The 16,015-nt window shown below is 63.4% G+C and carries 17 protein-coding genes; 9 read left to right on the top strand and 8 right to left on the bottom strand.

Annotation, left to right across the window (positions count from 1 at the left end):
• Positions 1-125: 125 nt before the first annotated feature.
• Positions 126-707, bottom strand: coding sequence for a superoxide dismutase (locus NCS28_RS10900; RefSeq protein ID WP_250513836.1), 582 nt, complete (start codon positions 705-707; stop codon positions 126-128).
• 208 nt (positions 708-915) lie between these two features.
• A complete protein-coding gene (gene xseA / locus NCS28_RS10905) occupies positions 916-2,283 on the bottom strand; it encodes an exodeoxyribonuclease VII large subunit (RefSeq protein ID WP_250513837.1) in 1,368 nt (455 codons plus the stop codon).
• A gap of 484 nt (positions 2,284-2,767) precedes the next feature.
• On the opposite strand from xseA, the gene lpxK reads away from it, so the two are divergent.
• From lpxK to NCS28_RS10930, 5 genes are all read left to right on the top strand, one after another.
• Entirely contained in the window at positions 2,768-3,784 is a 1,017-nt protein-coding gene (lpxK, locus tag NCS28_RS10910) for a tetraacyldisaccharide 4'-kinase (protein WP_250513838.1), read from the top strand.
• Positions 3,765-3,971 (top strand): Trm112 family protein, encoded by a 207-nt coding sequence (locus tag NCS28_RS10915; protein WP_061119386.1) that lies wholly within the window; start codon positions 3,765-3,767, stop codon positions 3,969-3,971. Before lpxK ends, NCS28_RS10915 begins: the two co-directional genes overlap by 20 nt.
• An 8-nt stretch (positions 3,972-3,979) precedes the next feature.
• Positions 3,980-4,771 carry a 3-deoxy-manno-octulosonate cytidylyltransferase gene (gene kdsB / locus NCS28_RS10920; protein WP_250513839.1) on the top strand — a complete coding sequence of 264 codons (792 nt, stop codon included), beginning with the start codon at positions 3,980-3,982 and terminating at the stop codon, positions 4,769-4,771.
• Between the two features lie 287 nt (positions 4,772-5,058).
• Positions 5,059-5,724 carry an adenylate kinase gene (adk, locus tag NCS28_RS10925; RefSeq protein ID WP_250513840.1) on the top strand — a complete coding sequence of 222 codons (666 nt, stop codon included), beginning with the start codon at positions 5,059-5,061 and terminating at the stop codon, positions 5,722-5,724.
• Between the two features lie 196 nt (positions 5,725-5,920).
• Positions 5,921-6,679: a 3-hydroxyacyl-CoA dehydrogenase gene (locus tag NCS28_RS10930; RefSeq protein ID WP_250513841.1), complete on the top strand. Its 759-nt coding sequence runs from the start codon at positions 5,921-5,923 to the stop codon at positions 6,677-6,679.
• Positions 6,680-6,729: 50 nt separating this feature from the next.
• Here NCS28_RS10930 and NCS28_RS10935 read toward each other — a convergent pair whose 3' ends face one another.
• Both NCS28_RS10935 and murJ read right to left on the bottom strand, forming a co-directional pair.
• Complete coding sequence (locus NCS28_RS10935) at positions 6,730-7,575, bottom strand: SirB1 family protein (protein WP_250513842.1); 846 nt, start codon at positions 7,573-7,575, stop codon at positions 6,730-6,732.
• The gene (gene murJ, locus NCS28_RS10940) at positions 7,575-9,125 is read right to left on the bottom strand and encodes a murein biosynthesis integral membrane protein MurJ (RefSeq protein WP_350029782.1); all 1,551 of its coding nucleotides are present in this window, start codon (positions 9,123-9,125) and stop codon (positions 7,575-7,577) included. Before murJ ends, NCS28_RS10935 begins: the two co-directional genes overlap by 1 nt.
• A 356-nt stretch (positions 9,126-9,481) precedes the next feature.
• Here murJ and rpsT point away from each other — a divergent pair, with 356 nt between their 5' ends.
• Positions 9,482-9,760: a 30S ribosomal protein S20 gene (rpsT, locus tag NCS28_RS10945; protein WP_250513844.1), complete on the top strand. Its 279-nt coding sequence runs from the start codon at positions 9,482-9,484 to the stop codon at positions 9,758-9,760.
• 147 nt (positions 9,761-9,907) lie between these two features.
• On the opposite strand, the gene NCS28_RS10950 is transcribed toward rpsT, so the two are convergent.
• A complete protein-coding gene (locus tag NCS28_RS10950; RefSeq protein ID WP_187605981.1) occupies positions 9,908-10,246 on the bottom strand; it encodes a DUF3579 domain-containing protein in 339 nt (112 codons plus the stop codon).
• Between the two features lie 517 nt (positions 10,247-10,763).
• Between NCS28_RS10950 and argF the strand changes: the two genes are divergently transcribed.
• Together argF and NCS28_RS10960 are read left to right on the top strand one after the other, a co-directional pair.
• Positions 10,764-11,693 (top strand): ornithine carbamoyltransferase, encoded by a 930-nt coding sequence (argF, locus tag NCS28_RS10955; protein ID WP_250513845.1) that lies wholly within the window; start codon positions 10,764-10,766, stop codon positions 11,691-11,693.
• A 175-nt stretch (positions 11,694-11,868) separates the two neighbouring features.
• Positions 11,869-13,098 (top strand): argininosuccinate synthase, encoded by a 1,230-nt coding sequence (locus NCS28_RS10960; RefSeq protein WP_250513846.1) that lies wholly within the window; start codon positions 11,869-11,871, stop codon positions 13,096-13,098.
• Positions 13,099-13,173: 75 nt separating this feature from the next.
• Here the strand turns inward: NCS28_RS10960 and murB are convergent, their stop codons facing one another.
• Complete coding sequence (gene murB / locus NCS28_RS10965; protein ID WP_250513847.1) at positions 13,174-14,190, bottom strand: UDP-N-acetylmuramate dehydrogenase; 1,017 nt, start codon at positions 14,188-14,190, stop codon at positions 13,174-13,176.
• Positions 14,191-14,290: 100 nt separating this feature from the next.
• Here murB and NCS28_RS10970 point away from each other — a divergent pair, with 100 nt between their 5' ends.
• The gene (locus NCS28_RS10970; protein WP_250513848.1) at positions 14,291-14,776 is read left to right on the top strand and encodes a YajQ family cyclic di-GMP-binding protein; all 486 of its coding nucleotides are present in this window, start codon (positions 14,291-14,293) and stop codon (positions 14,774-14,776) included.
• Positions 14,777-14,828: 52 nt separating this feature from the next.
• Here NCS28_RS10970 and plsY read toward each other — a convergent pair whose 3' ends face one another.
• The gene (gene plsY, locus NCS28_RS10975) at positions 14,829-15,461 is read right to left on the bottom strand and encodes a glycerol-3-phosphate 1-O-acyltransferase PlsY (protein WP_250513849.1); all 633 of its coding nucleotides are present in this window, start codon (positions 15,459-15,461) and stop codon (positions 14,829-14,831) included.
• Between the two features lie 34 nt (positions 15,462-15,495).
• On the bottom strand, positions 15,496-15,987 hold the full coding sequence (ybaK, locus tag NCS28_RS10980; RefSeq protein ID WP_250513850.1) for a Cys-tRNA(Pro) deacylase: 492 nt from the start codon (positions 15,985-15,987) through the stop codon (positions 15,496-15,498).
• Between the last annotated feature and the right edge of the window lie 28 nt (positions 15,988-16,015).

Here is a 16,015-nt window from a genome sequence, read left to right on the forward strand (position 1 = left end):
TCGACGTTCCCCAAAACGCGGGCATAAAACGCGGAGCATCAATGAAAAAAGCCCTCTTACGAGGGCTTTCTTGTCTTGCGGCTTTCAGAATCACTATCGAATGCCGCAACCCATTTCATGCGCGATTACGCACCGAAATTCTTCGCAGCAAAATCCCAGTTCACGATATTCCAGTAAGCCTCGATGAACTTCGGACGCGCATTGCGATAGTCGATGTAATAAGCATGCTCCCACACGTCGATGGTCACGAGCGCTTTCGCGTCCGTCGTGAGCGGCGTGGCGGCGTTGCTCGTCGACACGATATCCACCGTGCCGTCGGTCTTCTTCACGAGCCACGTCCAGCCCGAGCCGAACGTGCCCGTCGCGACCTTCGCGAATTCTTCCTTGAACTTGCCGAAGGAACCGTACTTGGCGTTGATCGCGTCAGCCAGCGCGCCGGCCGGGGCGCCGCCGCCGTTCGGCGACAGGCTGTTCCAGAAGAACGTGTGATTCCACACCTGCGCCGAGTTGTTGAAGATGCCGCCGGACGACTTCTTCACGATTTCTTCCAGCGGCAGATTTTCGAATTCGGTGCCGGGGATCAGCTTGTTCAGGTTCGTCACATAGGTCTGGTGGTGCTTGCCATAGTGATACTCGAGCGTTTCTTCCGACATGTGCGGAGCGAGCGCGTTCTTGTCGAACGGCAGCGGCGGGAGCGTATGTTCCATGATGCGAGCTTCCTTTCTATGTGGATTGTGGGATTGTGAGGATGAGGCAGTCGAGCAATGGATTGTAGGCGAGTTGGGATAACCCAGCAAACCGTGTGCTCTTTATGAGCAAGATTGCTTTCTATATGCCTCGGATGGCGTAAAAAGTGCTCTGCCGAGCAACTTCAGGCACGTCAAATGTACGCCGATTTCGCGTGTCGCGCCTGCCTCAGAAATCGTCCGACAGACGCGGCTGGACATCGGCGAGCAGCACGTCGGCGGACCCTTCCGCAAGATGAACGGTGAGCGGCCGCCTCGGTTTCAGCGCGCTCGGCGCACGCACCGCGCGCCCGGTTTGCGCGTCGATCAATGCGGCATAGCCGCGTTCCAGCGTGCGCTGCGGACTCAGCACCTGCAAGCGCGCCGCCAGTTCCGACACGCACGCTTTTTCCCGCTCCGCGCGTCGCTCGTACGCGCCGCCGATCCGCTGCGCGAGCCGCAGCACATGCTCACGTTCGGTCGACACATCCGGACGCTTGCGCTGCCAGCGGTAATGAACGAGCGCGAAGTGCGCGCGCGCGTCGCGCACGGGTCGCGCGCCTGCCGCACCGAGACGGCTCGCCAGTTGCCGCAGATGCATCCGTTGCCGCGCGAGCCGCTCGGCCGGACTCACGAGCCTGCGCGCGAGCCAGTCGAGTTGCTGCGCGCGCCGCTCCATCGTCCGGCCGAAGCCGCGAGCGAGCGCCGCATGCCGATGATCAAGCTCGCGCAACAGCAACACGCGCTGCGGGCTGACGAGTTCGGCGGCGGCGGTCGGCGTAGGCGCGCGGACGTCGGCGGCGAAATCGGCGATGGTGAAATCCGTTTCGTGACCGACGCCGCTCACCACCGGCAACGCGCTCGCCGCGATCGCGCGCGCGAGCACTTCCTCGTTGAACGCCCACAGATCTTCGATCGATCCGCCGCCGCGGCACACGATCAGCACATCGACTTCGCGACGCGCGTTCGCGGCTTCGACCATCGCCGCGAGCTTCGCGCCGACGCCCGCGCCCTGCACCGGCGCCGGGTACACGACGATCGGCACATGCGGCGCACGGCGCGCGAGCGTCGTGAGCACGTCGCGCAGGGCGGCCGCCTGCAACGACGTCACGATGCCGATGCCACGCGGATGCGAGGGCAACGCGCGCTTGCGTTCGGCCGCGAAGAGTCCTTCGCTTTCGAGTTGCGCCTTGAGCCGCAGGAACGCCTCGTAAAGCCGCCCCTGCCCCGTGCGCCGCACCGCTTCGACGTTGAGTTGCAGTTCGCCGCGCGGCTCGTACATCGTGACGAGCGCGCGCACTTCGATCTTGTCGCCCTCGCGCGGCACGAATTCGGCGTATTGCGCGCGGCCGCGGAACATCACGCAGCGCATCTGCGCGTTCGCGTCCTTGATCGAAAAGTACCAGTGGCCGCTCGCCGCACGCGTGAAGTTCGACACTTCGCCCGACACCCAGACGAGCGGAAACGACCGTTCGAGCATCGAGCTGATGGCGCGATTGAGCACGGAAACGGGGATGACGGCATCGCCGCTTTGCGACGGCAGGGAATCGGGAGTCATGTCTGAATGGGAAAATACTTGGGCTGCGGACGCTGTGTCCGATGGACAAACGCCGCCGAACGAGGTACGCAAGTGTAACAAGTGTCCACACAGAAAGACTTACCGCCGTGCGCGGCGCGGCATCGCCGCAGGCCCATGACTTTGTTACAAGGGACTGATTTTAAAGCGATTTATTTTCTTGAACACCGTAATCCCCGGAGCAACTCTTTCTTGACGCGGTTTCGTGCTTCTCGCAGCGCAAGTTCTTCACAGAGTTATCCACAGGCGCCAGGTCGATGCGCGACGAATTCTCATGACTGGCGCCCATGGCTCGCGCGCGCTAGAGTGCCGGGTTCCAGCGCCGGCTGGCGCGGCGGAGTCTCGCTCATCCCGAGCCGCGAACAGCCGGGCATCGTCCAACGCTGACCGTTACCCGAGGAGCTGCCGTTGCACGCCATGTCGTACCCGACCCGCCGCCTGTCAGCGTTTCGCGCGAAGGCGGTCCATGTCTGATTTCAAGCCGCCGATCGAGAACTTCCTCGCCCGCGAATGGCGCCGCCGCGGGCCCGTCGCGTGGGCGCTGACGCCCTTCGCGTGCGTCTTCGGCGCGGTCGCTGCCGCGCGGCGCGCCTGCTACGAGCTCGGCTGGTTCAAGCGCGTCGATGTCGGCGTGCCGGTGGTCGTCGTGGGCAACGTGACCGTCGGCGGAACGGGCAAGACGCCGACCGTCATCGCGCTCGTCGAGGCTTTGCGCGCCGCCGGTTTCCAACCAGGCGTGGTGTCGCGCGGCTACGGCGCAAAGGTCGAGAAGCCCACGAGCGTCACGCCGACCTCGGCCGCCGCGCAGGTCGGCGACGAGCCGCTCCTGATCGCGCGACGCACGCACGCGCCGGTGTTCGTCTGCCCGGATCGCGTCGCCGCCGCACGCGCGCTGATCGAAGCGCATCCGAGCGTCGATGTCCTCGTCTCCGACGACGGCCTGCAGCACTATCGCCTCGCCCGCGCGTTCGAGCTCGTCGTGTTCGACGCCCGCCTCGGCGGCAACGGTTTTCTGCTGCCCGCCGGTCCGCTGCGCGAGCCGATGTCGCGCCGCCGCGACGCGACGCTCATCAACAGTCCGTACGAACGCACGCTGCCGCCGTGGCCGGACACCTTCGCGCTCGAACTCGAATCCGGCGACGCATGGCTGCTCGACGATCCGCATCAGCGCCGCCCGCTCGACCAGTTCGCGGGCGAGAAAGTGGTCGCGGCGGCGGGCATCGGTTCGCCCGAGCGCTTCTTCGCGACGCTGCGTGCGGCAGGCATCGCGCCCGCGACGCGCGCCTTCCCCGATCACTATTCCTATCGCGAGAATCCGTTCGCGGGCGTTCAAGCCGATGCGATCCTGATCACCGAGAAGGATGCAGTAAAATTTGGGGCCTGGCGCGACGCACGCATCTGGGTCGTTCCGGTGCAAGCCGTGCTCAGCCCGCGCCTCATCGCTCTTGTTGTGGAGAAACTCCGTGGACGCACGTCTGCTTGAAATCCTCGTTTGCCCGATCTGCAAAGGCCCGCTCAGTTACGATCGCGCGGCGCAGGAACTCGTCTGCAGCGCCGACAAGCTCGCCTATCCGATCCGCGACGGCATTCCCGTGATGCTCGTCGACGAAGCGCGCCAGACCGTCGAAGGCACGCCCGTCGAGCCGATCAAGCCGAACGGCGACGCCTGAGCGCCGACATGTCCGCTCCGTTCATCGCGGTCATTCCGGCGCGGCTTGCGTCCACCCGCCTGCCGAACAAGCCGCTCGCCGATATCGGCGGCAAGCCGATGGTCGTGCGCGTCGCCGAACGCGCGCGCGAATCCGGAGCGAGCCACGTGCTCGTCGCGACCGATTCCGACCGCGTGGTCGAAGCGGTGCGCGATCACGGCATCGAAGTGATGATGACGCGCTCGGATCACCCCACCGGCACGGACCGTCTCGCCGAAGTGGCGACGCGCCTGAACTGGGACGACGACGCGATCGTCGTCAACGTTCAGGGCGACGAGCCGCTCATCGATCCGCAACTCGTGCGCGATGTCGCCGCGCACCTGGCGGCGCATCCCGAATGCGCGATCGCGACGGCCGCGCATCCGATCCACGATCCCGCAGACGTATTCAATCCGAACGTCGTGAAGGTGGTGCTCGATGCGAAGAGCGTCGCGCTCTACTTCTCGCGCGCGCCGATTCCGTGGACGCGCGATCTCTGGCAGCCGCACTGGCCGGACGTCGCCGCGCTTGCAAAACTGCCTTCGGTTCCGGAGAACGTTCTGCGCCACATCGGGCTGTATGCGTATCGCGCGAAGTTCCTGCGCGACTTCCCGACGCTTGCGCAAGCGCCGATCGAAACCGCCGAAGCGCTCGAACAACTGCGCGCGCTGTGGCACGGAGAGCGCATCGCGGTGCGCGTGACGCAGGACGCGCCCCCACCCGGCGTCGATACACAAGCCGATCTCGAGCGCGTTCAAGCGCTCTTCCCGAAAGCCGACTGAGCGCCGCCGCACAACCCGTGTAAACCCCGCCGACGCCCAATCGGCGGGCTTCGTGGCGTTTTCTATCCGCGTTATTACGGTCGCGATAGTAAGGAGCCGTGGCATAATCAAGCGATTGCGCGAGCCTTCCGGTCAGCGCCACGCTCAACGTTGCGCCGCTGTCCGCAGGTGCCCGCCGTCTCCTTTCGGCCGCGCGCCCTGTCGTCGACGCCGCACGAGCCACGCCACCGGATGTCAAATCAGCCTCGCGGCTTGAAGCGGTTTATAGACGATTCGGAGAGATCACCATGCGTTTGATCCTGTTGGGCGCACCCGGTGCGGGCAAGGGCACCCAGGCAAACTTCATCAAGGAGAAATTCGGCATTCCGCAGATTTCGACCGGCGACATGCTGCGCGCAGCCGTCAAGGCGGGCTCGCCGCTCGGCGTCGAGGCGAAGCGCTACATGGACGCGGGCGAGCTGGTGCCGGATTCGCTCATCATCAATCTCGTGAAGGAACGTCTGCAAGCGGACGACTGCCAGAACGGCTATCTGTTCGACGGTTTTCCACGCACGCTGCCGCAAGCCGAAGCCATGAAAGACGCCGGCGTCGCGATCGACTACGTGCTCGAAATCGATGTCCCCTTCGACGAGATCATCACCCGCATGAGCGGTCGTCGCGTGCATGCGGCATCGGGCCGTACGTATCACGTCAAGTTCAATCCGCCGAAGGTCGACATGACCGACGACGTCACCGGCGAGCCGCTGATCCAGCGCGACGACGACAAGGAAGAGACCGTGAAGAAGCGTCTCGACGTGTATGTCGCGCAAACCAAGCCGCTGATCGCGTACTACAACGACTGGGCGACGAGCGGCGAAGCGCCGAACGGCCTGAAGGCGCCGGCATATCGCAAGATCTCGGGCCTCGGCGCGGTCGACGAAATCCGCACGCGTGTGTTCGACGCGCTCAAGTAAAGCGTCACGCATCACGCTCGAAGGAAACCCGCTCTCGACGAGCGGGTTTTTTTACGCCTGTGAATCCGCATGATCGATGTGCGATTTTGCGATCATCGGCTTCGCTACAATCGACGCGTTTCCCACGAGGACGACATCGGCGCGAGCGGCATTCACCCCTGTCCTCGCAGACACGAATCACATAAGGAGAAGAAGCATGGAGATGCAAGGGAATATCTTTCTGATCACCGGCGGCGCGTCGGGGCTCGGCGCGGCGACGGCGCGGCTCATCGCGGCGCAAGGCGGCAAGGTCGTGCTCGCCGACATGAACGAGGCGGCGGGCGAAGCGCTCGCGAAGGAGCTGTCCGGCACCTTCGTCAAATGCGACGTGAGTCAGGAAAGCGATGGGCAGCGCGCTGTCGATACCGCGTCGAGCCTCGGCACGTTGCGCGGCCTCGTGAACTGCGCGGGCATCGCGCCGGCGGCGAAGACGGTCGGTCGCGACGGTCCGCACGCGCTCGACCTGTTTTCGAAAGTGGTTGCGGTGAATCTCATCGGCACCTTCAACATGATCCGGCTCGCGGCCGCGGTGATGTCGAAGAACGAAGCCAACGATGCGGGCGAGCGCGGCGTGATCGTGAACACGGCATCGGTTGCGGCGTACGACGGGCAGATCGGCCAGGCGGCCTATGCGGCGTCGAAGAGCGGTGTGGCGGGCATGACGCTGCCGATCGCGCGCGATTTGAGCAGGAGCGGCATCCGCGTAATGACGATCGCGCCGGGGCTGTTCGAAACGCCGATGCTGCTCGGCATGCCGAAGGAAGTGCAGGACGCGCTCGGCGCGATGGTGCCGTTCCCGCCGCGCCTCGGCAAGCCGGACGAATACGCGATTCTCGTCAAGCAGATCTTCGATAACCCGATGCTCAACGGCGAAGTGATCCGTCTCGACGGCGCAATCCGCATGCAGCCGAAATGACGCGCCGGATGTGAAAACGGCGGGCTTCTTTCGAAGTCCGCCGTCTGCGTTCAGTCGCCGTTGTGCTGCGTGCGTTGCCGCAGCTCATGCAGTTCGGTTTCGACGACCGTCGCGTCCTCGGCGTCCGGGCGTATCTCGATGTAACGCTGCAAATCTTCCAGCGCCGGCCGGAGATAGTCCAGGCGCGCGTACGCGAAGCCGCGATCGCGCACTTCCTCGATGCTGTTCGGCAGCGCGATCACGAGCCGCTGCTGAACCGCGAGCAGACGCTGCCAGCGCTCCGTCTGCAAGTAGATGCCCTTCAGATTGCGCAGCATGCGCGCGACGATCTCGCGCCGCGTCGCGGGCTGCAACAGCACGCGCAGCGCGCTACCGATCGATTCGCCCACGCGCTGCACATACGGCTCCAGCATCTCGACCATCTGCGCTTCGGAAAGCGTTTGACCGGTGGTCGGATCGAGCATCAGATCCTGGCCGGGCGTCGCGACGCGCAGCAGAAAATGCCCCGGAAACGAGACGCCGCGCGCCGGCACGCCGAGTTGCTCGGCCATTTCCAGATAGATCACAGCGAGCGAAATCGGAATGCCGCGACGCCGGCGCAGCACCACGTTCAGATGGCTGTTGTCGGGATCGTAGTAATCGTTGAGATTGCTGGAAAAGCCCAGCTCGCGAAAGAAGTAGCGATTGAGCGCATCGACTTTCTGCTTCACGTTCGCGTCGTCGGGCGTGCGGCGGCGCACGCGCACGACGAGCTCGTCGATCTCCGCGAGCGCGGCCTGCATGTCGAGATCGGGATACGCGTCCTGCGCGAGCGACAAAGCCGCTTCCGTGAGCGGAAGGCTGTCGTCGTCAGCCATCAGCGAAGAGAAGTAGTCGAGGATACGCGTTGTCGTCATCAAAGCGTGCGTCTCTTGAAATAGGCGTATTTGAAGCCCATCGCGGACAGAATACCGAAATATAGCGCAGCGAACACGACGAGACTTGCAGCGAGCAGCGCGATCCGGAAGAACGGCGTCGCGCGCATGCCGATCCAGTCGAAGTTGACCGCCACCCAATGCATCGCGCCCGCAAGAATCAGGCACGCACCGATCAGTTGCACGAAAAAGCGCAGCCAGCCCGGCGACGGCTGGTAAATCTTGCGGCGGCGCAGACCCGCGAACAGCAGGAGCGCGTTGGTGAGCGCGCCGAGGCCGATCGACAGCGTGAGACCCGCATGGGAAAAAATCGGCACGAAAATGTAGTTGCTCACCTGCGTCATGATCAGCACGAAGATCGCGATCTTCACCGGCGTCTTGATGTCCTGCTTCGCGTAGAAACCCGGCGCGAGAATCTTGATCAGAATCAGCCCGATCAGCCCGATGCCGTACGCCGCCAGCGCGCGGCCGACCATCACGACGGAATGGCTGTCGAACTTGCCGTAGTGAAAGAGCGTCGCGGTGAGCGGCTCGGCGAAGAAGAAGAGCGCGATCGCGCTGGGCGCGGCCAGCAGGAACGTGATGCGCAGGCCCCAGTCGAGCAGCGCGGAGTATTCGTCGTTGTCGGCGTCGACGTGCGCTTTCGAGAGGCTCGGCAGCAGAATCGTGCCGAGCGCCGCGCCGAGCAGCGCGGTGGGAAATTCCATCAGGCGATCGGCGTAGTTGATCCACGACACGGCGCCCGCCCCGATGTTCGACGCGATATTCGTGTTGATGATGAGGCTCAACTGCCCCACCGACACCGCGAACATGGCCGGGACCATCTTCAGGAGCACGCGCTTTACGCCCGGATGCGCGAGCGCGCGCCGGAAGTTCAGCCCGATGCGCGGCGTCATGTCGATCTTCTTCAGGCCGGGCAGCTGTACGAGCAATTGCAGAAAACCGCCGACGATCACCGCATACGCGAGCGCATAGACCGGCACCTTCAGATGCGGCGCGACGAACACCGCCGCGAAGATGAACGCCACGTTCAGCAGCACGGGGGCGAACGCGGGCAGCGAAAACTGCTTGTACGTGTTGAGCACGCCGGACGCGAGCGTCGTCATCGAAATGAGGACGATGTACGGAAACATGATGCGCGTCATCTCGACGGCAAGCGTGTACCCGATGCCCTCGTGCCGAAGCCCCGACGCCACCGCGTAGACGACCCAGCTCGCGCCCGCCATGCCGGCCAGCGACAGCACGACGAGGAACCACGTGAGCACGGTCGACATCGCGTCGACGAGCGCCTTGGTCGGATCGTGGCCCTTGCTGTTCTTGAACTCGGCGAGGATCGGGACGAACGCCTGCGCGAACGCGCCTTCCGCGGAGAGACGCCGCAGCAGGTTGGGAATGCGGAACGCGACGTAGAACGCGTCGGTATAGAGACTGGCGCCGAAAGCTCGGGCGATCAGCGTTTCGCGGATCAGGCCGGTCACGCGCGACAGCAGCGTGAAGCCGCTGACCGTCAGGAGGGCTCGGAATAGATTCATGGGGCGCTTATTATACGGGCCACGTGCGGCGCACCCATGAGACTCCATGTGTTGCGGATCAATTGCATCAAATCGCCCGGCGACGGCGCACGCCACGCCGCGCTTGTCACGTCTCATATTCCCTTGCTATAATTTCCTGTTTCGAAGCTCCAAAATTCTATCGATGCACGGGAAATTGGGCAGCTTCGCGTCTTTTCCGGCTCTGGCCGGCGATGTTTAGAGGTTCTCGGGCAATCGTTCCCGGGATTTCAGATCAAATGGCAGCGCGCTCGAGTGTCCGCGTCAGGGCTTTTCAAGGCCTTCGCCGGCCGCGCGCTCCGGACAAGTAACAGCAGAAACAGGACAAGGAAACCGTCATGGCAAATTCCGCTCAAGCACGCAAGCGCGCCCGTCAGGCCGCCAAGGCAAACTCGCACAACTCGGCGCTGCGCTCGAAGTTCCGCACGGCCATCAAGGCTGTTCGCAAGGCTATCGACGCCGGCGACAAGGCCAAGGCCGCCGAACTGTTCCAGTCGTCGGTCAAGACGATGGACATCATCGCGGACAAGAAGATCGTCCACAAGAACAAGGCAGCTCGTCACAAGAGCCGCCTGGCTGCAGCCATCAAGGGCCTGCAGGCCCCCGCTGCCCAGTAATTCCGGCTCGCTTCCGGCGGGCGCTTTCCGGTCATCGTGAGTTTTCGTGAACGGGGCGTTCGCCGAAGCAGCTTCCTGTTTCCGCTGCGCAGTAACGAAAAAGCCCGCTTCGGCGGGCTTTTTTGCGTCTGCTAGTTCTTCGACGGGTCAAGGCTGATGCTGCTGGGTCTGCGTGCCATGATGCGGCGGCAGCTCGCACGCCTCGGTCACGAGCAGGTCATTGTCCTTCGCGAAGTTCAGCACGAAGTCGAAGGCCATTGGCTCTATGTCGCGCAGGCGCGAATCGACGATCACGACCTTGATGTCGCCGATCATCGTCGGACGCACGTAGATGGAATATTGCAGACGGGCGTTGGGCCCTTTCGCCTTCGGACCGAAGCCGGACATCACGCCGCACAGGCGCTCGGACCAGTCGCTCGGCCGAAACTTCCTCCCGTTCCTGGTGATGCCTTGTATGAAGTATTCGGTCGGAGATGTTTCAGCCATGTAGAAATACCTTTTGACGGCCGGTGACGCGCACCGGGACGCACATGCCTGACGCAGGGAACCGCAAGGGCAGGCGCGGGAAGCGCCGGGCGGTTTCGCGCGTGTCGATCCTGTTGGAAGCGTCCGCGCCCGCGGCAGAAATGGCGGATTCGACAGCACTGGGCAATCCACCGCGAAATCGAAACGCGCAAAGTCACGCCGACCGGATTCTTGCAAACCCTTCGCCGCAGATGCGCGTGAAACGGTGCTGAATGTTGCAGAACTGTTGAAACGAGCGAGCGCAATTATACAGCAGCGACCTCTTTTCCGCAGCGCACACAGACATCGTGCGCGTCCATCGGGGGCGCTACGAAGCCGCGGAACGGGTGTGCGCGCTCGCCATCGTCCTTTTGGGCCAGCCTCGTCAAACATCGCAAAATCCTTTATGCTCAAATGCGATACCACTCACGACGGCGGCGCCGTCCGGTCCTGACGCCTCATGTCGAAGCGGCCGGTTCGAAGCCGCCGCTTGCGTTTCATGACCGCCAAAAAAATTCGCCACTATCTTCAGTTCAAGGATTTTTCGCTCGACGACTACGAGTATGTGCTGGAACGCGCGCGCATCCTGAAGCGCAAGTTCAAGAACTACGAGACCTATCATCCGCTGCACGACCGCACGCTCGCGATGATCTTCGAAAAGAGCTCGACGCGCACGCGCCTCTCGTTCGAAGCGGGGATCTTCCAGCTCGGCGGCCACGCGGTGTTCATGAACACGCGCGATACGCAGCTCGGCCGCGGCGAGCCGATCGAGGATTCGGCGCAAGTCATCTCGCGCATGGTCGACATCATCATGATCCGCACGTTCGGCCAAGACATCATCCAGCGCTTCGCGGAAAGCTCGCGCGTGCCGGTCATCAACGGGCTGACGAACGAATATCACCCGTGTCAGGTGCTGGCGGACATCTTCACGTTCTACGAGCATCGCGGGCCGATCCACGGCAAGACCGTGGCGTGGGTCGGCGACGCGAACAACATGCTCTACACGTGGATCGAGGCCGCGCAAATCCTCGGCTTCAAGCTGCGCCTCTCGACGCCGCTCGGCTACAAGCTGGATCCCGCGCTCGTCTCCGTGGACAGCAAGCCGTTCTACGAAGAGTTCGCCGATCCGAACGAAGCGTGCGCGGGCGCCGATCTCGTCACGACGGACGTCTGGACCAGCATGGGCTTCGAAGCCGAAAACGAAGCGCGCATGAAGGCGTTCGCCGACTATTGCGTCGACGCCGAGATGATGGCGCGCGCCAATCCCGATGCGCTCTTCATGCATTGCCTGCCCGCGCATCGCGGCGAGGAGGTGAGCGCGGAAGTCATCGACGGCCCGCAGAGCGTCGTCTGGGACGAGGCGGAGAACCGTCTGCACGTCCAGAAGGCGCTGATGGAGTATCTCCTGCTCGGCAAGCTCAATCACTGAGCGGATAGCGGGCAAATCGGCGCCGCCGCTCAGCCGCGCATCCCGAATTTACGGAAGCGCGGCTTTTTGATGTCAAAATAGCGTTTTTTCCGCGCACTTCATGCCCGTCGCGCGGCCGGCGGACGCGAAGCGGCGCACAACCGCCGCACCTGGCTTTTCAGCACACGAGTTCACCATGAGCGATATCAAGAAAGTCGTGCTCGCCTATTCGGGCGGCCTCGACACCTCCGTCATCCTGAAATGGTTGCAGGACAACTACGACGCCGAAGTCGTGACCTTCACGGCCGACATAGGCCAGGGCGAGGAACTGGAGCCCGCGCGCAAGAAGGCGCTCCAGCTCGGCATCAAGCAGGACAACATCTTCATCGAAGACCTGCGTGAAGAGTTCGTCCGCGATTTCGTGTTCCCGATGTTCCGCGCGAACACCATCTACGAAGGCGAGTATCTGCTCGGCACGTCGATCGCGCGTCCGCTGATCGCGAAGCGCCAGATCGAGATCGCCCGCGCGACCGGCGCGCAAGCCGTCTCGCACGGCGCCACCGGCAAGGGCAACGATCAGGTCCGCTTCGAACTCGGCTACTACTCGCTCGAACCGGGCATCAAGGTGATCGCGCCGTGGCGCGAATGGGATCTGCTCTCGCGCGAAAAGCTGCTCGCGTACGCCGAGAAGGCCGGCATTCCGATCGAAATGAAGCACAAGCAAGGCGGCGCGCCCTACTCCATGGACGCGAACCTGCTGCATATCTCGTTCGAAGGCCGCCATCTGGAAGACCCGAAGGCCGAGGCCGAAGCCGACATGTGGCGCTGGACCGTGTCGCCGGAAGAGGCGCCGGATCAAGCGGAATATGTCGATATCGAATTCGAGAAGGGCGATCCGGTCGCGCTGAACGGCAAGCGCCTGTCGCCCGCCGAGATGCTGACCGAGCTGAACCGCCTGGGCGGCAAGCACGGCATCGGCCGTCTGGATCTGGTCGAGAACCGCTACGTCGGCATGAAGTCGCGCGGTTGCTATGAAACGCCGGGCGGCACGATCATGCTGAAGGCGCACCGCGGCATCGAGTCGATCACGCTCGACCGCGAAGTGGCGCATCTGAAGGACGATCTGATGCCGCGTTACGCATCGCTGATCTACAACGGCTACTGGTGGAGCCCGGAGCGCCGCGCGCTGCAAGTGCTGATCGACCACACGCAGGAAAAGGTCAACGGCTGGGTGCGCGTGAAGCTCTACAAGGGCAGCGTGTCGGTCGTCGCGCGCGATTCGAAGGAAACGCTGTTCGACAAGACCATCGCAACGTTCGACGACGACGGCGGCGCCTACGACCAGGCCGACGCGGGCGGCTTCATCAAGCTGAACGCGCTGCGCATGCGCATCGCGGAAAACGCACGTCGCAAGCGCGGCGCGTAATTCGCTGTCGCCAGATGTAAAAAAACCGCCGGACTCGTTCGGCGGGTTTTTTTCTGCGCGTCGTGCGCGTAGGAATCAGAGGCAGACCGGTTCCATCTCCAGCTCGACGCCGAAGCGCGCAAGCACATCGCGCTTGATGGCTTCGGCCAGTTCCAGCACTTGCGCGCCCGTCGCGCCGCCGCGATTCACGAGGACGAGCGCCTGACGGTCGTGCACCGCAGCGCCGCCGATGCCGCGTCCTTTCCAGCCGCATTGGTCGATCAGCCAGCCCGCCGCGAGCTTCACATTTCCGTCCGTTTGCCGGTACGAAACGACGCCGGGTTCGCGCCGGTTCAGCGTCTCGAACGCCGTCGCGCTCACGACGGGATTCTTGAAGAAGCTGCCCGCATTGCCGAGCACGGTCCAGTCGGGCAGTTTGGCGCGGCGTACGGCGACGACCGCATCGAAGATAGCCTGCGCATCCGGTTTCGAAGCGCCGTCGAGCGCGCGCGCGACATCGGCATAGTCGGCGCGCGGCGTCCACGCTTTCGGCAACCTGAACACCACCGACGTGATCATGAAGCGTCCGCGCCCTGCCCGCTTGAAAAAACTGTCGCGATAACCGAAGGCGCACGCGGCGCGATCGAAGTCCACGCGCTCGCCGGTCGCGAGTTCCACCGCGCTCAACCGCTCGAAACGCTCGCCCATTTCGAGCCCGTATGCGCCGATGTTCTGAATCGGCGCCGCGCCGACCGTGCCCGGAATCAACGCGAGGTTTTCGAGGCCCGGCATGCCGTGTGCGAGCGTCCAGGCCACAAAATCGTGCCAATTCTCGCCCGCGCCGGCTTCGACGAGCCACGCATCGCCGTCTTCACCGATCACCCGTTTCCCCGCGATGCCGACGATCAGCGCGACGCCGTCGAAATCGCGCGTCAGCACGATATTGCTGCCGCCGCCGAGCACGAGTTGCGGCAGGTTCGCGATACGCGCATCGGTGGCGAGCGCGACGGCCGCATCGACGGAATCGATGCGCATTGCATGACGCGCGCGCGCGTCGAAGCCGAACGTGTTGTGAGCGCGCAGAGAGAAATCGGAGAGAAGCTGGAGCGACATGAGCGAGGCGCGTCGGTAGAATGACGACAGGTCCGTGATTATAGCGATTGCGCGAGCCGCGCTTCCCCGGCGCGCTCGCCTCAATGAAGGAGAAAGACAGATGCCATCGTTTGACGTCGTCAGCGAAGCAAACATGATCGAAGTGAAGAACGCGATCGAGCAGTCGAACAAGGAAATCTCGACGCGCTTCGACTTCAAGGGTTCGGATTCACGCGTCGAGCAGAAAGAGCGCGAACTCACGCTCTACGCCGACGACGATTTCAAGCTCGGCCAGGTGAAGGACGTTCTGCTGAACAAGCTGGCCAAGCGCGGCGTCGACGTGCGTTTTCTCGACTACGGCAAGCAGGAGAAGATCGGCGGCGACAAGCTGAAGCAAGTCGTCACGGTGAAGAAAGGCGTGTCGGGCGATCTGGCGAAAAAGATCGTCAAGATCGTGAAGGACAGCAAGATCAAGGTTCAGGCGAGCATTCAGGGCGACGCGGTGCGCGTGCAAGGCGCAAAGCGCGACGACCTTCAAAGCGCCATCGCGCTGCTGAAAAAGGAAGTCACGGACACGCCGCTCGACTTCAACAACTTCCGCGACTGATTTCCGGGCATCGAAGTAAAAAGTCGTTCCACGCAACTGGAACGGCTTTTTTTCATTCAGCGGCTTCGGCTTTCTTCTTTTCGCCGATGCGGCTTTCCTTCCCCGCCAGCAGCTTCGAGATATTGGCGCGATGCCGCCAGATCAGCAGCAGGCTCATTGCGAGAACGGCGAGCGAAATGCGGCTCGGCCCGAACAGGAAGACCTGAAAGAACGGCGCGAACACGGCCGCGACGAGCGCCGCTAGCGACGAATAGCGGAAGAAGAACGCGATGATCAACCAGGTGAGCAGCGTGGCGATACCGAGCGCCGGATGGATCGCGAGCAGCACGCCGGCCGCCGTCGCGACGCCTTTGCCGCCCTGAAACTTGAAGAAAACCGGGTAGAGATGCCCGAGGAAAACCGCGATGGCCGCGAGCGCGGTGGCCGTGTTGATGCCGGCGCTATCCAGGCCGAAGCTCGCGCCGAAGTTCGCGACGATCCACACGGGCAGCCAGCCTTTGAACCCATCGCCGATCAGCGTGAGGATCGCGGCTTTCTTGTTGCCGGTGCGCAGCACGTTGGTCGCGCCGGGATTGCCCGAGCCGTACGAGCGGGGATCGGCCAGCCCCATCGCGCGACTCACGACGACGGCGAATGAAATCGAGCCGATCAAATAGGACACGACGGCGACGATCAGAAAAATCATGGTGTTTTTTCAGTTATGGCGAGCGGAACGCATTCTAATCGACACTCGCGCACTGCACGGGCTTCGCGTCGAGCAACTCCGTCAGAACCGACGGCTTCAGGCTCACGAGATAACCGCGCCGCCCGCCGTTCACATAGATCCGGTCGAGTTCCAGAATGCTCGATTCGACGTACACCGGCATCGCTTTCTTCGTGCCGAACGGCGACGTGCCGCCCACGAGAAAACCCGAATGCCGGTTCGCCACTTCGGGCTTGCACGGCTCGATGCGCTTTGCGCCCGTCTGCCGCGCAAGGTTCTTCGTGGAAACGGTGCGGTCGCCGTGCATGAGGACGATGAGCGGCCTCGCGTGCTCGTCCTCCATCACCAGCGTCTTGACGACGATATGCTCGTCCACGCCCAGTTGCCGCGCGGATTCCTCCGTGCCGCCGTGTTCGACGTAATCGTAGGGATGCTCGCCGAACTCGACCTTGTGACGGCGCAGAAACTGCGTCGCGGGCGTTTCGGATACGTGTTTGGCTTTCGACATGGACGCATTGTAGCGGCGTGCTCCGCGC

The sequence above is a fragment of the Caballeronia sp. INDeC2 genome (assembly GCF_023631325.1).
In the GTDB taxonomy this organism is placed as follows: domain Bacteria; phylum Pseudomonadota; class Gammaproteobacteria; order Burkholderiales; family Burkholderiaceae; genus Caballeronia.